Below are 17,296 nucleotides of genomic sequence, written 5' to 3'. Positions count from 1 at the left end.
GCCAACGTTGTCGGCTTGTGGTTATGGCAATAGAGCCCGCGCAAATGTCATCTGACTTTGCTGGGCTTTTTTTTTGGCTTTTTTTCAGACCCACTTTTTTAACCAATGCCAGGGGTATTTACTTATGTCTAGAATAAAATGGTCCAGAATAAAATGTCATTCCACCGCGCTCTCAATCGCGTTGACCGCTGCATTTGCCGTGAGCTATTCAGGAATGGCGACAGCGGCAGAAAAACCGGTAAAAATTGGCTTGCTGGAAGATGCATCCGGTAATTTTGCTTTGCCAGTTATCCCCAAGATTCATGCAACAGAGCTGGCTGTAGAAGAGATTAATGCCAAAGGCGGCATACTCGGACGCCCAATCGAGCTGGTCAAATACGATACGCAATCCGATAACACCCGCTTCCAACAAATGGCTCGGCGCTTAATTAAAAATGACAAAGTGGATGTGATATTCGGGGCTTTCTCCAGTGCCTCGCGGGAAGCTATCCGCCCAATCATGGATCGTGAAAAGCAGCTCTATTGGTATAATAATCAGTATGAAGGCGGCGTGTGTGACTCTAACGTCTTCGTCACCGGCGCAGTCCCTGAGCAACAGTTCTCAACCTTGATTCCGTGGATGATGGAGAAGTACGGCAAAAAAGTTTATACCATCGCCGCCGACTATAACTTCGGGCAAATCTCTGCCGAATGGGTACGCAAAATTGTTGAAGAGAATGGCGGCACCATGGTGGGCGAAGAGTTTATTCCACTGAGTGTTTCGCAATTCGGCCAAACCATCCAAAACATCCAGAAAGCCAAACCTGACTTCGTGATGACCTTGCTGGTCGGGGCGAACCAATCCTCCTATTACGAGCAGCAAGCCGCAGCCAAACTGAACTTGCCAATGGGCAGTTCGGTCAATGTCGGCCAGGCTTATGAGCACAAACGCTTCAAAGCACCGGCACTGAAAGATATGTATATCACGGCTAACTATATTGAAGAGGTAGATAGCCCAGCCAGTAATGATTTCAAACAGCGTTTCCACGCTAAATTCCCGAACGAGCCTTACATTAATCAGGAGGCTGCTAATGCCTATGATGCCGTCTATCTGTACAAAGCGGCGGTCGAAAAGGCGGGCAGCACTGATATGGATGCGGTGCGTAAATCGTTGGAAAGCGGCGATATTTGCACCGACGGCCCTTCAGGAAAAGTCTGTATTGACCCGAAAAGTCACCATTTGAGCCACACCATCTATCTGGCGCATGTGAAGGATGACCACTCAATCGAGATCCCCAAAGTGTGGAGCGATATCAAGCCTTATTGGTTAGGTGAGGCCGGCTGTAATTTACCGGTCAAACCTGATAACAGCCAATACACCCCATCCTCACCACCGAAAAAAGCCTAAATCTGGCTTCTTGGTAGGGAAGTGACCGTCAGTGGCGGGCTTCCCTGTGTTATCCATTTTCAATGGTGTCAATCAGGACACCGGGGATTGCCAAACGATGTTAACGCTATCCTTTCTCTATTCGGTGATTTATCAGTTTGGCGATAACTTCGCCTATCTGGTGCTGGCAGCACTGGGGCTAGCAGTTATCTTTGGCATGATGGGCGTGATAAATCTGGCACATGGCGAGTTCATTATGTGTGGGGCTTACGTCACCATCCTGATGAATAAAGCTGGTTTGCCACTGCCCTTTGCCATGCTGGCCGGTACATTGGCGGCTGCATTCTTCGGCGGTGTGGTGGAGCGCTTGGTAGTGCGCCATCTTTATGGTCGCCTGTATGATTCAGTGGTAGCTACTTGGGCTATCAGCCTGATTGTGCAGCAAAGTATGCTACTGATCGCCGGGCCTTCACTCGAAGGGCTGTCGACGCCGTTCGGCTCTTTCACCCTTGGCGAATACTCTTTTGCCACCTATCGCGCACTGCTGCCCTTCTTCGCGATTGCCATCTTAATGGTGCTCTATTGGCTGTTCTTCCACACCAATTATGGTGTCTGCGCCAGAGCCACGATTCAAAACGCCCGCATGGCATCTTGCCTAGGCCTAGAAACGGATCGCATTTACACCCTGACATTTGCACTGGGTGCGGGGCTGGCTGGGCTGGCGGGGGCAATTTATGCCCCGACATTGACCGCCGTCCCTACCATGGGCAGCAGTTTTATTGTGCAAGCCTTTGTTTCTGTTGTTGTCGGTGGCGCAAATGTTCTGGTTGGCACCATTCCTGCAGCCATTGCATTGGGTGCCATACAAACCGGGCTCAACTCTTGGTATGGGCAACTGGCCGGGCAAATTGGTTTGCTGGTCACCGCCGTACTGGTTATCCGCTTGCTGCCGAATGGTATTGGCAGCCTGTTTACCCGTAACCGCTAGGAGCCGCATGTGACAATGACTTCTCTTAATGTATCGACAGCGAGTGCCCAAAAAGGCACGCCATCCACCACTCGGCGAGTCGCTCTATTGGTGGTTATGGCCGCGCTAGCTCTGCCGCTGGTAGTCGATAGCGCCATGATCGGCGATTTCTCTTACTTCTTGTTATGGACATTCTGCGCCATCGGGTTAGCGGCAATGTGGGGGCATGGTGGCATTTTATCGTTTGGCCAGACCGCGTTCTTTGGCCTTGCTGGTTACACCTACGGCGTGATGACCCTGAATTTTGGTGATGGCGTGCTCTCCACGTGGTCTGGCTTGATAGTGGCGCTGCTGGTGGCCGCCGCCGTAGCTGCCGCACTGGGCTATTTGATGTTTTACGGCGGGGTAACCGGCATTTTTATCGGCATCGTGACCTTATCTTTCACTCTGGTACTGGAAACCTTTATGTCGCAGACCGCAGGCCCGCACTGGGCTATCGGCAGCGCGCGACTGAATGGTTTTAATGGCATGTCAGGGATGCCACCCCTCTCTCTGCCTTGGTTTGGTGGCGAGCTGCTGACACTGGAGGGCAATGCATTCTATTACCTGATTATCGTGCTGCTGGCCGGAGTCTACTGGGGGGTGCGGCGGTTATTGCGCTCTAATTTTGGTCTGACGCTGGCCTCTATTCGTGAGAATCCACGTCGGGCCGAAATGCTTGGTATTGATATCCGCCGCTACCAATTACTGGTGTTCGTACTCGGCGGTGTGCTCTCCGGGTTATCCGGTGCGCTTTATACCCTGTGGGGCTCTTACATCACGCCATCGTCCATGGGACTGACCGCTGCGGCAATGCCGGTTATCTGGGTGGCGACCGCCGGACGTAAGAATATTTTTGGCACCGTGATCATCACGGCTCTGCTGGTGTGGTTATCCCAATGGTTGGCTATTTATGGCAGCGAATACGCCATGATTTTACTCGGTGCCATTCTGCTGTTTGTGGTACTGGCCGCACCTAATGGTTTATTGCCGTGGCTGGCAGAGAAAATCACCCGTTTGGTTGCGGCACGCCAGAAGCGAGGAGAGCCGCTATGAATCAGTTATCAGAAGATTTGATCCTCGAAACCCGAGGGTTAAGCAAACGCTTTGGTGGCATTCAGGTTATCAATCAGGTGGATTTGCAAATTCGTCGTGGCGAGGTGCGCTGTGTTATTGGCCCCAATGGGGCCGGTAAAAGTACCTTTTTCAAATTGCTCACCGGTGAACATACCCCCAGCGCTGGAGATATTCGTTTCTTTAATCAACGGCTGAATACATTAGCCCCTTTCCAGCGTATTCGGATGGGCATGAGCATTAAATTTCAGATTCCCGGCATCTTTCCAGAACTGACGGTTGAGCAGCATTTGCAACTGTCGCTCAGCCACTTACGCCCGGAGGCTCGCTCGCAAGCGGCCAGTGTCGATGAGCTATTGGAGCGCTTTAAGCTCACCACTGAATACCATCAGTTGGCCGGTAACTTGTCTCACGGCAAGAAACAGTGGCTGGAAATTGCTATGGCAGTATCACTTCGCCCCACCTTGCTGATGCTTGATGAGCCAGTCGCCGGTTTATCTATCGACGAAACCTATCTTACTGGTGAACTCATCAAACAGATGCAAAACGATGGCCTGACACTGATGGTGGTGGAGCACGACATGACATTTGTACGACAGATTGCCTCACAGGTCACGGTACTGCATGGCGGGCATGTTTTTGCTGATGGCAATGCCGCCGAAGTGCTGGCGCGCGAGGATGTGGCGGATATCTATTTGGGGAAAGCGGTATGAATAGCGTGGTTTTACAAATAGACGGACTGACCGGCGGTTACGGCGGCGGGCAAGTGCTCAACGGCGTCACATTGCAGCTGCATGCAGCTGAAGTCTTGGGCTTAATTGGCCGCAATGGCGTAGGCAAAACCACCTTGATGCGCACTTTAATTGGGGCAGTGCCCGCCAAGCAAGGCCGTATTTTGTTAGGCGAAATGGATATCACGCATGCATCACCGCAGCGCCGTGCTCGCCTAGGTATTGGCTATGTGCCACAAGGACGTGAAGTGTTCGCGGGCCTGACCGTGGCCGAGAACCTGCAAGTTGGGATGCAGTTTGTGCGTGAGCACCGCGAGTTCGCCAAAGACTTGCTTGAGCGGGTACTGGATTACTTCCCAATTTTGCGCCAAAGGCTCAAACAGAAAGCCGGCACCATGAGTGGTGGCGAGCAGCAACAGCTGGCTATCGCCAGAGCCTTGGTGGGGTCGCCCAAAGTGTTACTGCTGGATGAACCCTCTGAAGGTGTTCAGCCCTCAATCGTCAACATCATCGCCGATACCTTGGTACGAATAGCTCGCGAGCTGCATGTGGCAGTGATTCTGGTGGAGCAGGATATTGCGATGATCCAGCGAGCTGCACAGCGTTGCAGCGTAATGGATAAGGGTCAGGTGGTTGACACTCTGACACAGCAACAGCTTTCCGATGATCTTTTAATGCGCCGCCATCTGGCTCTGTAAGCAGATATCACGACGGCGCAGATACCCTTACGACATGGAGAATTGCTAATGAAATGGCTGGAAGAATCAATTATGGTCAAACGCGGTGTTGGTGCTGGACGTAAACCAGTGACCCACCATCTGACGGAAGAGATGCAAAAAGAGTTCCATTACACCATCGGCCCTTACTCAACCCCGGTATTAACCATTGAACCCGGAGACAGAGTCATTGTGGACACCCGCGACGCCTTTGAAGGGGCCATCAACTCAGAGCAAGATATTCCGAGCCAGCTGTTAAAAATGCCATTTCTCAACCCACAAAATGGCCCCATCATGGTTAATGGTGCCGAGAAAGGGGATGTGATTGCGGTATATATCGAATCCATGCTGCCGCGTGGCGTCAATCCGCACGGCATCTGCGCCATGATCCCCCACTTTGGTGGGCTGACCGGAACAGACCTGACCGCCATGCTAAATGACCCACTGCCGGAAAAAGTGCGCATGATTAAGCTCGATAGCGAAAAGGTCTACTGGAGCGAGCGCCATACCCTGCCCTACAAACCCCATATTGGCACGCTGAGTGTGTCTCCAGAGATTGACTCCATCAACTCGCTGACCCCGGATAACCATGGCGGGAATATGGATGTGCCGGATATCGGGCCAGGCAGCATTACTTATCTGCCGGTACGCGCCCCCGGCGGCCGCCTGTTCATTGGTGATGCCCATGCTTGCCAAGGGGACGGGGAAATCTGTGGTACGGCGGTGGAGTTCGCCTCAATAACCACCATCAAAGTGGATTTGATTAAGAACTGGCAACTCTCTTGGCCACGGATGGAAAACGCAGAAACCATCATGAGCATTGGCAGCGCACGCCCATTAGAAGATGCCACCCGCATTGCTTACCGTGACCTAATTTACTGGCTGGTGGCCGATTTTGGCTTCGAGCAATGGGATGCATACATGCTGCTGAGCCAGTGCGGCAAAGTGCGGCTGGGTAATATGGTTGACCCCAAATACACCGTCGGCGCCATGCTGAATAAAGAACTGTTAGCGCCATAATCCTTGCCCCGGTGCAGGCCGGGGTGTTTTTCGTGTTCGCTCAATCACCATCTTCAAATGGCATAAGCAGGTGCATATGGATTCAGAGACCCCCGTCAATATTGGCTTACTGTACTCCTTCAGTGGCGTGACAGCGGCACAAGAACTGTCGCAATGGCGTGGAGCGACACAGGCTATTGCTGAAATTAACCAAAATGGCGGCATCAACGGTAGGTTACTGAATGCTATCCATTTTGATCCACAATCTGACGATACCCAGTTCCGTGCACTGGCTGAACAATTGATTGTAGAACATGAGGTTAATGTGATTTTTGGCGGCTACACTTCCAGTAGCCGCAAAGCTATGTCACCCGTGGTGGAAAAATATCGTCGACTACTGTTCTATTCACAACTGTATGAAGGCTTTGAGTTTTCTGACAATATTTTCTATGGCGGTGCCGCCCCTAATCAGAACTGCTTACAGTTGGCTGACTATCTCACTGGCCAGTTTGGTGCGCGGGTTTATCTGATTGGCTCTCGCTATATTTACCCTTACGAATGCAATCGCAATATGCAGGAGCTGATTTTGCAACGCCACGATGGCGCAGTGATTGGCGAGCGCTATCTTGATCTGAATGCGCCTTATGAGGCTTTCCTCCCTATCATTGAGGAGATTGCGAAAAAGCAGCCAGACTTTATTTTCAGTACCGTAGTTGGGCAAACCGTGCCCTTTTTGTATCAAGCTTATCAAGCCGCAGGCTTAGATCCCGCCCGTATGCCGATCGGCAGTCTGAATACATCAGAAACCGAAATTGCCATTATGGGGGCGGAAGTGGCACAGGGCCATTTCAGTTCCGCGCCCTATTTCCAAAGCATTGCCAGCAAAGCGAATCAGGCGGCCCTCAAGCAATTCCACCAACAATTCGGACCGGAATTCACCACAGATATGAATTGGGAAGCCACTTACAGCCAGGTGCATCTGTTCGCTAAAGCCATGGCAGAATGTGGCAGTGACCACATCTATCCACTATCAGCCGCACTGCGCGGGAGCCAGTTTGATGCCCCACAGGGCCGCATTCGTATTGACCCACTGAATCAACACACCGGGCTATATCCACGCATTGGTATGGCAAATGAAAGTGGGCAATTTACCATCGTGCAGGAATCTCGCCGTATCGTCGAACCCGACCCTTACATGACTAACCAGATTCAAGGCGATTGGGTCACCAAACTCACGACAGTGGGGTATCCACATGCGACCTAGCGATAGCCGAATCAGTGCGACGGCCCTGTTACTTAGCCGGGGGATACGTTGTGTGGTGTTGCACCCTGATGATGAAGATGGCGAAACCCTCACCAATCATTTACGCCGCATGGGCTTTAAAGTTCAGGCTTTCTGGCCAATTCCCGAACAACTGCCCGCAGATACTGACCTGATTTTCTATGCATTACAGTCAGATAACCCCGAGCCGGACGTGTCATGGCTCGACCACCATCAGCATGCCCTGATAGCCGTGATTGCTTATGAGAACCCAACATTCATTGATCAGGCTCTTAGCATGGGGGCGGGTAGTACCATCACCACGCCCATCCGAGCCTCAGGATTACTGTCAGCCATGGTGCTGGCTTTGCATCATGCCCAACAGCAGAGGCAGATGAGTGCCCAAATTGAGCGGCTGGAAAAAAAAGTGCTGGGGATCCGCCAAGTCAGTGAAGCCAAAGCCATTCTGATGCGGATGCACAGCATTGGTGAAGAACAGGCCTATGAGATCCTGCGCCATCAGGCGATGGATAAACGTATTACCGTCGAAGAGATTTCATGCGCATTGATTCAGGCCAATGACATCTTGTCCTGGACGACACCGACAGCAGTCCATAACCGGAAGAACTGAGTCTTGATTGCTCGGAAACTCTGCGAGCATAACATTCATTATTTGTGAGGATAATCATGTCAATAGCCCCCTTTCTTGCCGCCGCAGTTCAGTTTGAACCCTTGATGTTTGCCAAAGAGGCCAATGTGCGTCAGTTACTGACGTTAGTTGAGCAGGCGGCACAAAAAGGGGCGCGCCTGATTACAACGCCAGAAATGGCCACCACGGGTTACTGCTGGTTTGACCGGCAGGAAATCGCGCCCATGGTAGAAACTGTTCCTGGTGACAGTACCGCTCGCTTTGCTGAACTAGCGCAACGTTATCAATGCTATATCGTGTTGGGGATGCCGGAAGTCGACCGGCAAACAGCCCTCTATTACAACAGTGCCGTACTAATCGGGCCACAGGGAGTGATAGGTTGCCATCGCAAAAGCCATCCCTATATTTCAGAACCCAAATGGGCTGCCGCCGGTGATGTCGGGCATCAGGTTTTTGATACCCCACTGGGGCGCATTGGCATGCTGGTCTGTATGGATATTCACTTCCCCGAAACCGCCCGCTTACTGGCGCTGGACCGGGTTGATGTCATTTGTCACATCAGTAACTGGCTGGCAGAGCGCACGCCCGCCCCTTACTGGATCAGCCGGGCGATGGAAAATGGCTGCTACCTGCTGGAAAGCAATCGCTGGGGGCTAGAGCGAGGTGTCCAATTCAGTGGCGGCAGTTGCATTATTGAACCTGATGGTAATATTGCTGCTGTGGTCGATGGCGGGGATGGCATTGCCTATGCCGAAATTGATATCAGCCGGAGCCGACAACGTCAGGTGCTGGGTGAGCCGGTGTTTGAACAACGCCGGCCTGACTATTATCACTCGCTCTTGAGCGACAGTTTTTTATGGAATCCACAAAATTTCTTTGGGCTTTACGGGCAACAACCTTTACCAGCGGGTAAACACAGCCGTATCACCGTCGCGCAATTCTCCTCCACTGAGCGGGTGGATGACAATCTGGCGACCATAATAGCCATGACAGAAGAAGCCGTGCTTCGGCAAGGTAGTGAAATGATTGTATTCCCTGAATTAGCACTGACCGGCTACCTCACAGGCGCAACACATGCGCAAACACGGCAAAGCCCCGCAGTGGGGGCATTGGTCCGGTTGTCCATGAAATTACGAGTCTATCTGGTGGTAGGCATGGCCGAAAAGCAGCAGGATAAAAACTATAACACTCAGGTTCTGTATGGCCCGGAGGGACTAATTGGCTGCTATCAGCAAATACATCTTTCTCAGACCCAGCAACAGTGGGCCAGCGCTGGGGAACAGTGGCGGGTATTTGATACCGCACTGGGGCGAGTTGGATTGCTGTCAGGCCATGATGCCTTGCTGCCAGAATCAGCTCGGATTCTGGCATTGATGGGATGCGATATTATTGCCTGTTCAGCCGCCGTGGCTGCGGGCTTTACTGGAGCACATCAGGGCAGCACTGTCTTGCAAAGTTACCCTATTCCGACCGGAGCCGATCCACTTCACTGGCACTTATTCAGAACCCGTGCAGGGGAAAATAATCTGTATCTGGCCTTTGCCAATGCAATCGATAGCACTCATGAGCTGGGGGGATACAGCGGAATATTCGGTCCTGAAACTTTCGCCTTCCCACGACAAGAACAGTTACTGTGGCAAGAACCCCAAACAGTGACGCAAACCATTGATACCCGCTCTCTGGTGGGCAGTCCTTACCCCACCAATGTGGTGCGCCGTAAAGATCTGGTCACCATGCGTCAACCGCATCACTACAAACCACTACTGAATTAATCCCCATCCCCAGATAAAACTCGGTCAAATAGGGCCAGGTTTTATCTGCCACACTATATTTCTGCACATATGTGCAAAACCCATCATATCACGCAAAATAAAAATGTGATCGAAATCCAAAATTTGTCCAGAATAAAGTGAAGGAACACAAAAACCACTTTTCTATTTATTTAATACAAATCAAACCATTAAAGATGTATGCACATCTGTGCGATATCTGCGGTTAATTTTAGTGTGGGTATTAGATGATTATGACAGAGTGGCGAGCTAATTCATTATTTCGTGCTTTTGACTTAAAAAATGGAAAGTGATTATATCAAGTCATAGATAACTTAATGATATTTGCACTAATGTGCAAGAGGCTGAAATGGAAAAGAGCGATGATCTACGCCTGATGGTGAAAATTGCACAAATGTATTACGAGCAAAATTTCACACAAGCAGAGATAGCGCGGGCGCTGGGAATTTACCGAACCAGTATCAGCCGAATGCTAAAGAAAGTACGCGAACAAGGTATTGTCACTATTTCAATCAACTACAACTATAACGAGAATTTGTTGCTGGAACAGCAGTTGAAATCGCGCTTTAAATTACGCGAGGCAATTGTGGTCTCTTCAGAACAGGACCAATCGCCAGAGCAGCAACTGATATTAATGGCAAAACAGTGTGGCGCGCTGCTTAATCGAATTATTGAAAATGGCGATATTCTAGGCTTCTCTTGGGGCAGTGCTATTGCCGCGCTGGTTGAACAAATGGATACATCGCCAGTGTCGCGCCAACTGACCTGTATCCCGATGGTTGGCGGCCCGTCTGGGAAATTAGAAAGTCGCTTTCATGTCAATACTCTGGTCTACAGCGCTGCCATGAAATTAAAAGGTGAGTCACTGCTGATCGATTTCCCGGCTATTCTGGAAGAGAGTGTTATCCGTGATGGTATTATGCAATCTCAGCATTATCAGGCCATTGCCGACTATTGGCAGCGACTGGATATCGCTATATTCGGCATTGGTTCACCAAGTATTTCCGGTAATTCTACTTGGCGAGCTTTTTATGGTAGTGATGTGATTGACCACTTTAATGACCGACAGGTTGCTGGTGATATTTGCTCACGTTTTTATGATTTACAGGGTAATCCGGTTGAAACCTATATCTCGGATAAAACGATTACCATTCAATTAGACAAAATTAAGAAAGCCCGTTACTCCATTGGTATTGCCCACTCCCACGAAAAAATCAGCGGAATTATCGGTGCTATCAAAGGAAAATATATTAATAGCCTAGTGACGACAAAAGAAACGGCTGAGGAGATACTTAAAATAACGGCATAAACTAGAGGTAAGTATCTATTTCTAGATAAGGTGTAGGTAAGATTACTTCAATAAGAGGCTAATTTTACCCTAATATAAAATAACAGTTTACGAAATCACACGTTTCAGTGTGTGGCGGAGTATTATCCAAATTTAGATGGGCAAGGGAATGTAATAACAGGAGGAAAAATGGTTAAGGTTATTTTTTGTGCTCACGGTGATTTAGCCGTTTCAATGCTGAACTCCGTCAATATGGTGTATGGCGCAACACAGAATATTACTCCGCTACTGTTTAACCGTGGTGAGAATGCCGAGAACTTAGTCGAGAAAATGCAAGATGTCATGGCAAAGAGTGAGCATAGCTCTTGGCTAATTGCAGTGGATTTACAAGGTGGTAGTCCTTATAACGCTGCGGCTCGTCTGGCATTCGGCAAAAGCCACATCCAGGTTATTAGTGGATTATCACTGCCACTGGCACTAGAAATTGCCGATAACCAACAAACCATGACGGCGAAAGAACTCACGGATTATTTACTCGAAATTGGTACACAGTGTGTCCAGTCATTCCACCACCAACAATGCTGTGAAGAAGAAGAGGCCGACTTTATATGAAAATCAATCTGGCAAGAATTGACGACCGGCTGATTCATGGTCAGGTCACCACGGTATGGGCGAAAGAAGCCAAAGCCGGGCGTATTATTATCTGTAGCGATGAAGTTTATAACGATGAAATCCGAAAAACATTATTAAAACAAGCTGCTCCACCGGGAATTAAAGTGAATGTCGTTAATATAGAAAAGGCCGTAGCTGTTTATCACAATCCAAATTATGCCAATGACACTGTGTTTTATTTATTTACCAATCCAACAGATGTTTTACGATTGGTGGACCAAGGGGTGAAAATTGACGTTATTAATATTGGTGGCATGGCTTTTAAAAAAGGAAAAACACAATTAACCAAAGCTGTTTCGGTTGACCAGGACGATATTAATGCTTTTTATGCATTAGGTGAACGTGGCGTTCATTTAGATTTACGGGTAGTCACTTCTGACCCTCAGGTGGATGTGATTAAAAAATTACGTGAGCTGGAGTCTAAATAACGACACCTAATTTGATAAATAAATAATAACCCAGGCTTTATTAAACATTTAAATCCGATTACTTAATCTGGACAGAAAACCATTTTTATCGCGCACCACGTGAGAGGTTTTATATTGTCCAAAGAGGTCACCATGGAAATAAGTTTAGTACAGATAATTTTAATATTTATTTTCGCCTGTATTGCCGGTATGGGAAGTGTGCTGGATGAGTTTCAAACTCACCGCCCCTTAATAGCCTGTACTATCACTGGTCTGATCCTCGGTGATATGACCACTGGCGTTATCCTCGGCGGTACCCTGGAGTTAATCGCTTTGGGCTGGATGAATGTCGGGGCTGCGCAATCCCCTGACTCTGCGCTCGCCAGTATTATCTCCACTATTCTGGTCATTGTTGGCCATCAAAATATTGCCACAGGTATTGCCATTGCCCTACCTGTCGCAGCGGCCGGTCAGGTACTGACCGTCTTTGCCCGTACTATCACCGTCGTTTTCCAACATGCAGCAGATAAGTACGCGGAAAAAGCCAATTTTGCCATGATCGATTTAATGCATGTCTCGGCGTTACTGGTACAGGCATTACGGGTAGCCATACCGGTATTGATTGTCTCCATCTTTGTCAGCGCCGATACCGTCAGCCACATGCTCAGTGCCATCCCAACCGTCGTCACCCATGGGTTACAAATTGCAGGTGGATTTATCGTGGTCGTGGGTTACGCCATGGTGCTCAACATGATGGGCGTGAAGTACCTGATGCCCTTCTTCTTCCTCGGTTTTATTGTTGGAGGCTACCTCGGTTTCAGTTTGCTCGCCTTCGGTGGCATCGGCTTGATTATTGCCCTGCTATATATCCAATTAAATCCGCTTTATCAGAAACCGGCGGCACCTGTAGCGCAGGCTAGCCAAGCCAAACTTGATGAATTAGAAGACTAGGAGACGCTGCCATGACCACATTAAACAAACGATTAACCCGGTCTGATCTGTTTAAAATGTTTTTACGCAGTAACTTGCAGCAGGCCTCTTTTAACTATGAACGTATCCATGGTCTTGGTTTCTGCTATGACATGGTACCCGCGATTAAGCGCTTATATCCGCTGAAAGAAGATCAAATTGCGGCCTTAAAACGTCATCTCGTGTTCTTCAACACCACCCCGGCCGTTTGTGGCCCGGTTATCGGCGTGACGGCGGCGATGGAAGAGGCGCGTGCCAATGGCGCTGATATTGATGAAGGGGCGATCAATAGCCTGAAAGTCGGGTTGATGGGGCCATTGGCTGGGGTGGGTGACCCGCTAATTTGGGGAACCTTGCGTCCAATTACCGCCGCCTTGGGCGCGTCGCTGGCACTGAATGGCAACGTGTTAGGGCCGATTCTGTTCTTCCTGTCATTTAACTCTGTCCGTCTGGCGCTGAAATGGTTCGGCCTGCAATACGGTTTTGTTAAAGGGATCAATATTGTCAAAGATCTCGGTGGTAATTTACTGCAAAAACTGACCGAGGGTGCCTCGATTCTGGGCTTGTTTATCATGGGGGTTTTGGTCACCAAATGGACCAGTATCAATGTGCCGCTGGTGATATCAAAAACACCGGGTCACGACGGTGCCACCGTAACTATGACGGTGCAAAACATTCTTGATCAACTGTGCCCCGGCCTGCTAGCTCTGGGATTAACCCTGCTAATGATGCGCTTGCTCAAGCGAAAAATTAACCCTATTTGGCTCATCTTCTCCCTGTTTGGCCTCGGAATTGTAGGCTCATGGCTTGGCATTTTGGCTTGATTTAATGCCAGGGAGTTTTTTTATTCGACCTGCTGTTTTTATATTTAAAAAATATTGAGGTGGTTCCACATGAAAACTAAAGCACTACGTTTATATGGCAAAAATGACCTGCGTCTGGAAAGTTTCACCTTACCGGAAATAGGCGACGATGAAATTCTGGCGACCGTCGTGACTGACAGTATTTGCCTCTCTTCATGGAAAGAAGCCAATCTGGGTGCCGACCATAAAAAAGTACCCGACAATGTGGCGGAAAATCCAATTATTATTGGTCATGAATTTTGCGGTGATATCCTGCAAGTCGGTAAGAAATGGCAGCATAAATTCAAACCCGGTAGTCGTTATGTGATTCAGGCTAATCTACAATTACCAGACCGTCCTGACTGCCCCGGATATTCTTTCCCTTATGTCGGAGGGGAAGCTACCCACGTGGTTATCCCTAATGAAGTGATGGAGCAAGATTGCTTGCTGCCATATGAAGGTGAAAGCTATTTCGAAGGGTCTCTGGTAGAGCCACTTTCTTGTGTTATCGGCGCATTTAATGCCAATTACCATCTGGTTCCTGGTACTTATCAACACAAAATGGGTATCAAACCCGGCGGTAATGTGTTGATCCTTGGCGGTACCGGCCCAATGGGATTATTAGCCATTGATTATGCTCTGCACGGGCCTGTTAATCCGCAACTTTTGGTGGTTACCGATCGTCATCAACAAAAATTGGATTACGCCGCACGCCTCTATCCAAGCGAGCCGCAAACCCAGGTGAATTATCTTAATACCAAACAAACCGACGATCAGTTTGAACGCTTAATGGCACTGACCGCGGGCCAAGGTTATGACGATATTTTTGTTTTTGTACCTTCAGCGCAATTAGTGACATTGGCTTCAAGCCTATTAGCCCCGGATGGCTGTTTTAACTTCTTTGCTGGCCCGCAGGATAAGAATTTTATGGCGTCGGTTAATTTCTACGATATCCATTATTCGTTCACCCATTATGTCGGTACTTCCGGAGGAAATACTGACGATATGCGTGAAGCTGTAAAGTTAATTGAAGAAAAGAAAGTGAATGCTGGGAAAGTGGTCTCTCATATTCTGGGACTCAATGATGCGGCAGAAACCACATTGAATTTACCGCAAATTATCGGCGGTAAAAAGTTGGTTTATACCGGAAAAAATATGCCACTGACATCCTTAAGTGAGCTAATGGAACAACCACAAGATTTGCCGTTATTGCAGGAACTGCAAACGATTTTGCATAAAACTGACGGATTATGGTCGAAAGAAGCTGAAGATTTTGTTTTGGCCCACGCCGAAGAGATTTAATCATTCACGGCACAGATAATTTTATGAACCTCACCGGCGAAGATGCCTATTTCGCCGGTGATTTTATTGATCAGATGCGAGCAAGTCATTCATCACTATTAGCACCGCACAAAAATTCACAACTCTGTGTGAAAGGTTATTTTCGTCAACCTTGCTAATTTCCACTATATTTCAATCAATTAAATAAAAAACCTCTTTTTTCCCCGTTATAAAGTTTGTGATATCAGTCATCTCAATGTTAAGCACAAAACCTAACAATAGAGTCAATTAAATACGCTGTTGCAGGAGGGGTTGAGATGTCTATCCAACTTGGCGTGATTGCCGATGACTTTACTGGCGCTACCGACATCGCCAGTTTCATGTCAGATAGCGGCTGGAAAGTCGTACAAATTATCGGTGAACCGTCAATTGATACGGTATGCCCCGCTGATGTAGATGCTGTGGTTATCTCATTGAAAAGTCGTTCTATTCCGGCTGAAATCGCCGTAAAACAGTCACTAGCCTGTTTGCGGTGGTTAAAAGAAACGGCGCAAGCACGGCAAATTTATTTTAAATATTGCTCCACTTTTGATTCCACGCCAGAAGGTAATATCGGCCAGGTCAGTGATGCGCTGATGGCGGCATGTGGAGCCCAGCAAGTCGTACATTGCCCGGCTCTGCCACAGAATTTGCGCACAGTTATCCATGCTCATCTGTTTGTGAATGGTCGGCTACTGAATCAGTCCGGTATGGAAAACCACCCGATTAACCCAATGCGTGATGCCAATTTATGTCACGTATTAGCACCACAAGTAACAGGCCATGTCGGTTCACTCAATTTAGCAGTGATTCAGCAAGGTACGGCGGCGGTCACTCAGCAGCTCACGGTGCTGGCTGGACAAGGGATAAACCATGTTATTGCCGACACACTGACGGTTAACGATCTGGCCCCTCTGGCTCACGCATTAGCAGAGCAGCCACTGCTTGCTGGTGGTTCCGGGCTGGCGGGTTCGCTGGCGAAATACTTGCCTTCACAAACCACAGCAGCAGCGCGCGCCCTCAGCTTTCCTGTACAGAAAAAAACTGTGGTGCTTTCCGGCAGTTGTTCAGTGATGACCAATCGTCAGGTCACGAATTACCGCCAGTTTGCTGCACATTTTGCACTGGACGTTGAGCGCTGCATTTCGGCAGATTCTGCTTATATCCACCAGATTGCTGACTGGGTTGAGCAACATCTTGCCGATCTTTTTGCGCCATTAGTGTCAGCCACCCAACCACCCGCGGAAATCTCGGCGATTCAGCAACAATATGGCGAACAACGTGCCAGCCTGGCCGTCGAAGAGACTTTTGCCCAGCTCACCCGCCAATTACTGGCTCGAGGTGTCAATATCTTCATCGTGGCAGGTGGAGAAACCTCCGGCACTGTCGTCAACCAGCTCGGAGTGAATATATTGGAGATCGGCAAATCAATCGCGCCAGGTGTGCCATGGGTGCGAGATGCACAGCATGGGCTGATGATGGCGCTTAAATCTGGCAACTTTGGCAATGAAGACTTTTTCCGTCTGGCGCAGGAGTATGTCGCATGAACACCATGCCATTATCTGAACAACAGCTGCGCGATGATTTGGTGAAGTATGGCCGTTCACTGTTTCAGCGCGGATTAAGCAGCGGCGGTTCAGGCAATATCAGTGCGAAGTTACCTGACGGCGGTTTTTTGGTGACCCCCACCAACTCTTGTCTGGGTGAACTGGATAACCAGACTTTAAGTAAACTGGATGCCGATGGCCACCATCTCAGCGGTGATAAACCGTCCAAAGAGGTGCCAATGCATTTGGCGATGTATCGAGCACGGCCACAGTGTGGCGCGGTAGTCCATCTCCACTCACCTTATCTGACGGCGCTATCCTGCCTGACAGATATTGACCCAATGGATTGTTTGCCATCAATTACACCGTACTATGTTATGCGTATCGGCCAACTGCCTTTGCTGCCTTATATGAAGCCGGGCGATCCTGCCATTGCCGCCGCATTGGCAGAATCCGCGCAGAGCCACAATGCCGCACTGCTCGCTAATCACGGCCCAGTAGTCAGTGGCTCGACCCTACGCGAAGCTGTATTTAATGCCGAAGAACTTGAAGATACAGCCCGGCTGTATTTTCTGTTGAAACCTTATGCTTACACCCAACTGAGCGCATCAGATATCGATGAGCTACGTCAAGTGTATCGCAATAAAATTGGGTGAACG

General features: G+C 49.1%; 17 protein-coding genes. All 17 read left to right on the top strand.

The features are described 5' to 3' along the window. The first annotated feature begins 124 nt into the window (after window positions 1–124). The 17 genes from DJ58_RS04665 (at window position 125) to otnC (ending at window position 17,293) form a co-directional block, all read left to right on the top strand. Complete coding sequence (locus DJ58_RS04665; RefSeq protein ID WP_050129177.1) at window positions 125–1,387, top strand: urea ABC transporter substrate-binding protein; 1,263 nt, start codon at window positions 125–127, stop codon at window positions 1,385–1,387. A gap of 97 nt (window positions 1,388–1,484) precedes the next feature. Next, on the top strand, window positions 1,485–2,354 hold the full coding sequence (locus DJ58_RS04670) for an ABC transporter permease subunit (RefSeq protein ID WP_005181910.1): 870 nt from the start codon (window positions 1,485–1,487) through the stop codon (window positions 2,352–2,354). A gap of 9 nt (window positions 2,355–2,363) precedes the next feature. Continuing rightward, entirely contained in the window at window positions 2,364–3,428 is a 1,065-nt protein-coding gene (locus tag DJ58_RS04675) for an ABC transporter permease subunit (protein ID WP_050413867.1), read from the top strand. Continuing rightward, window positions 3,425–4,159, top strand: a complete 735-nt coding sequence (locus DJ58_RS04680; RefSeq protein ID WP_032910036.1) for an ABC transporter ATP-binding protein — start codon at window positions 3,425–3,427, stop codon at window positions 4,157–4,159. The genes DJ58_RS04675 and DJ58_RS04680 overlap by 4 nt, the downstream gene beginning before the upstream one ends. After that, window positions 4,156–4,875 carry an ABC transporter ATP-binding protein gene (locus tag DJ58_RS04685; protein WP_032910035.1) on the top strand — a complete coding sequence of 240 codons (720 nt, stop codon included), beginning with the start codon at window positions 4,156–4,158 and terminating at the stop codon, window positions 4,873–4,875. Before DJ58_RS04680 ends, DJ58_RS04685 begins: the two co-directional genes overlap by 4 nt. A 48-nt stretch (window positions 4,876–4,923) precedes the next feature. Then, entirely contained in the window at window positions 4,924–5,913 is a 990-nt protein-coding gene (locus DJ58_RS04690) for an acetamidase/formamidase family protein (RefSeq protein ID WP_004706340.1), read from the top strand. A gap of 76 nt (window positions 5,914–5,989) precedes the next feature. Beyond that, entirely contained in the window at window positions 5,990–7,156 is a 1,167-nt protein-coding gene (locus DJ58_RS04695; protein ID WP_004706339.1) for a transporter substrate-binding domain-containing protein, read from the top strand. Further along, window positions 7,146–7,784, top strand: a complete 639-nt coding sequence (locus DJ58_RS04700) for an ANTAR domain-containing response regulator (protein ID WP_032910034.1) — start codon at window positions 7,146–7,148, stop codon at window positions 7,782–7,784. The genes DJ58_RS04695 and DJ58_RS04700 overlap by 11 nt, the downstream gene beginning before the upstream one ends. A 56-nt stretch (window positions 7,785–7,840) precedes the next feature. Beyond that, window positions 7,841–9,574 (top strand): nitrilase-related carbon-nitrogen hydrolase, encoded by a 1,734-nt coding sequence (locus DJ58_RS04705; protein WP_004706337.1) that lies wholly within the window; start codon window positions 7,841–7,843, stop codon window positions 9,572–9,574. 367 nt (window positions 9,575–9,941) lie between these two features. Then, window positions 9,942–10,901 (top strand): sugar-binding transcriptional regulator, encoded by a 960-nt coding sequence (locus DJ58_RS04710; protein WP_032910033.1) that lies wholly within the window; start codon window positions 9,942–9,944, stop codon window positions 10,899–10,901. Window positions 10,902–11,069: 168 nt separating this feature from the next. Then, window positions 11,070–11,492, top strand: a complete 423-nt coding sequence (locus DJ58_RS04715) for a mannose/fructose/sorbose PTS transporter subunit IIA (protein ID WP_004706335.1) — start codon at window positions 11,070–11,072, stop codon at window positions 11,490–11,492. Next, entirely contained in the window at window positions 11,489–11,980 is a 492-nt protein-coding gene (locus tag DJ58_RS04720) for a mannose/fructose/sorbose PTS transporter subunit IIB (protein WP_032910031.1), read from the top strand. Before DJ58_RS04715 ends, DJ58_RS04720 begins: the two co-directional genes overlap by 4 nt. A 132-nt stretch (window positions 11,981–12,112) precedes the next feature. After that, window positions 12,113–12,910 carry a PTS mannose/fructose/sorbose transporter subunit IIC gene (locus tag DJ58_RS04725; RefSeq protein WP_004706333.1) on the top strand — a complete coding sequence of 266 codons (798 nt, stop codon included), beginning with the start codon at window positions 12,113–12,115 and terminating at the stop codon, window positions 12,908–12,910. Between the two features lie 11 nt (window positions 12,911–12,921). After that, window positions 12,922–13,752, top strand: a complete 831-nt coding sequence (locus tag DJ58_RS04730; RefSeq protein ID WP_032910029.1) for a PTS system mannose/fructose/sorbose family transporter subunit IID — start codon at window positions 12,922–12,924, stop codon at window positions 13,750–13,752. A gap of 69 nt (window positions 13,753–13,821) precedes the next feature. Continuing rightward, on the top strand, window positions 13,822–15,072 hold the full coding sequence (locus DJ58_RS04735) for a zinc-binding dehydrogenase (RefSeq protein WP_004706331.1): 1,251 nt from the start codon (window positions 13,822–13,824) through the stop codon (window positions 15,070–15,072). 296 nt (window positions 15,073–15,368) lie between these two features. Continuing rightward, window positions 15,369–16,637 (top strand): 3-oxo-tetronate kinase, encoded by a 1,269-nt coding sequence (otnK, locus tag DJ58_RS04740; protein WP_004706329.1) that lies wholly within the window; start codon window positions 15,369–15,371, stop codon window positions 16,635–16,637. A 5-nt stretch (window positions 16,638–16,642) separates the two neighbouring features. Continuing rightward, window positions 16,643–17,293, top strand: a complete 651-nt coding sequence (gene otnC, locus DJ58_RS04745) for a 3-oxo-tetronate 4-phosphate decarboxylase (protein ID WP_004706328.1) — start codon at window positions 16,643–16,645, stop codon at window positions 17,291–17,293. The last annotated feature ends 3 nt before the right edge of the window (window positions 17,294–17,296 follow it).

The sequence above is a fragment of the Yersinia frederiksenii ATCC 33641 genome (genome assembly GCF_000754805.1).
In the GTDB taxonomy this organism is placed as follows: Bacteria; Pseudomonadota; Gammaproteobacteria; order Enterobacterales; family Enterobacteriaceae; genus Yersinia; species Yersinia frederiksenii.
Note: the sequence above shows the minus strand (reverse complement) of the source record. Positions and strands in the feature narration are given on the sequence as shown.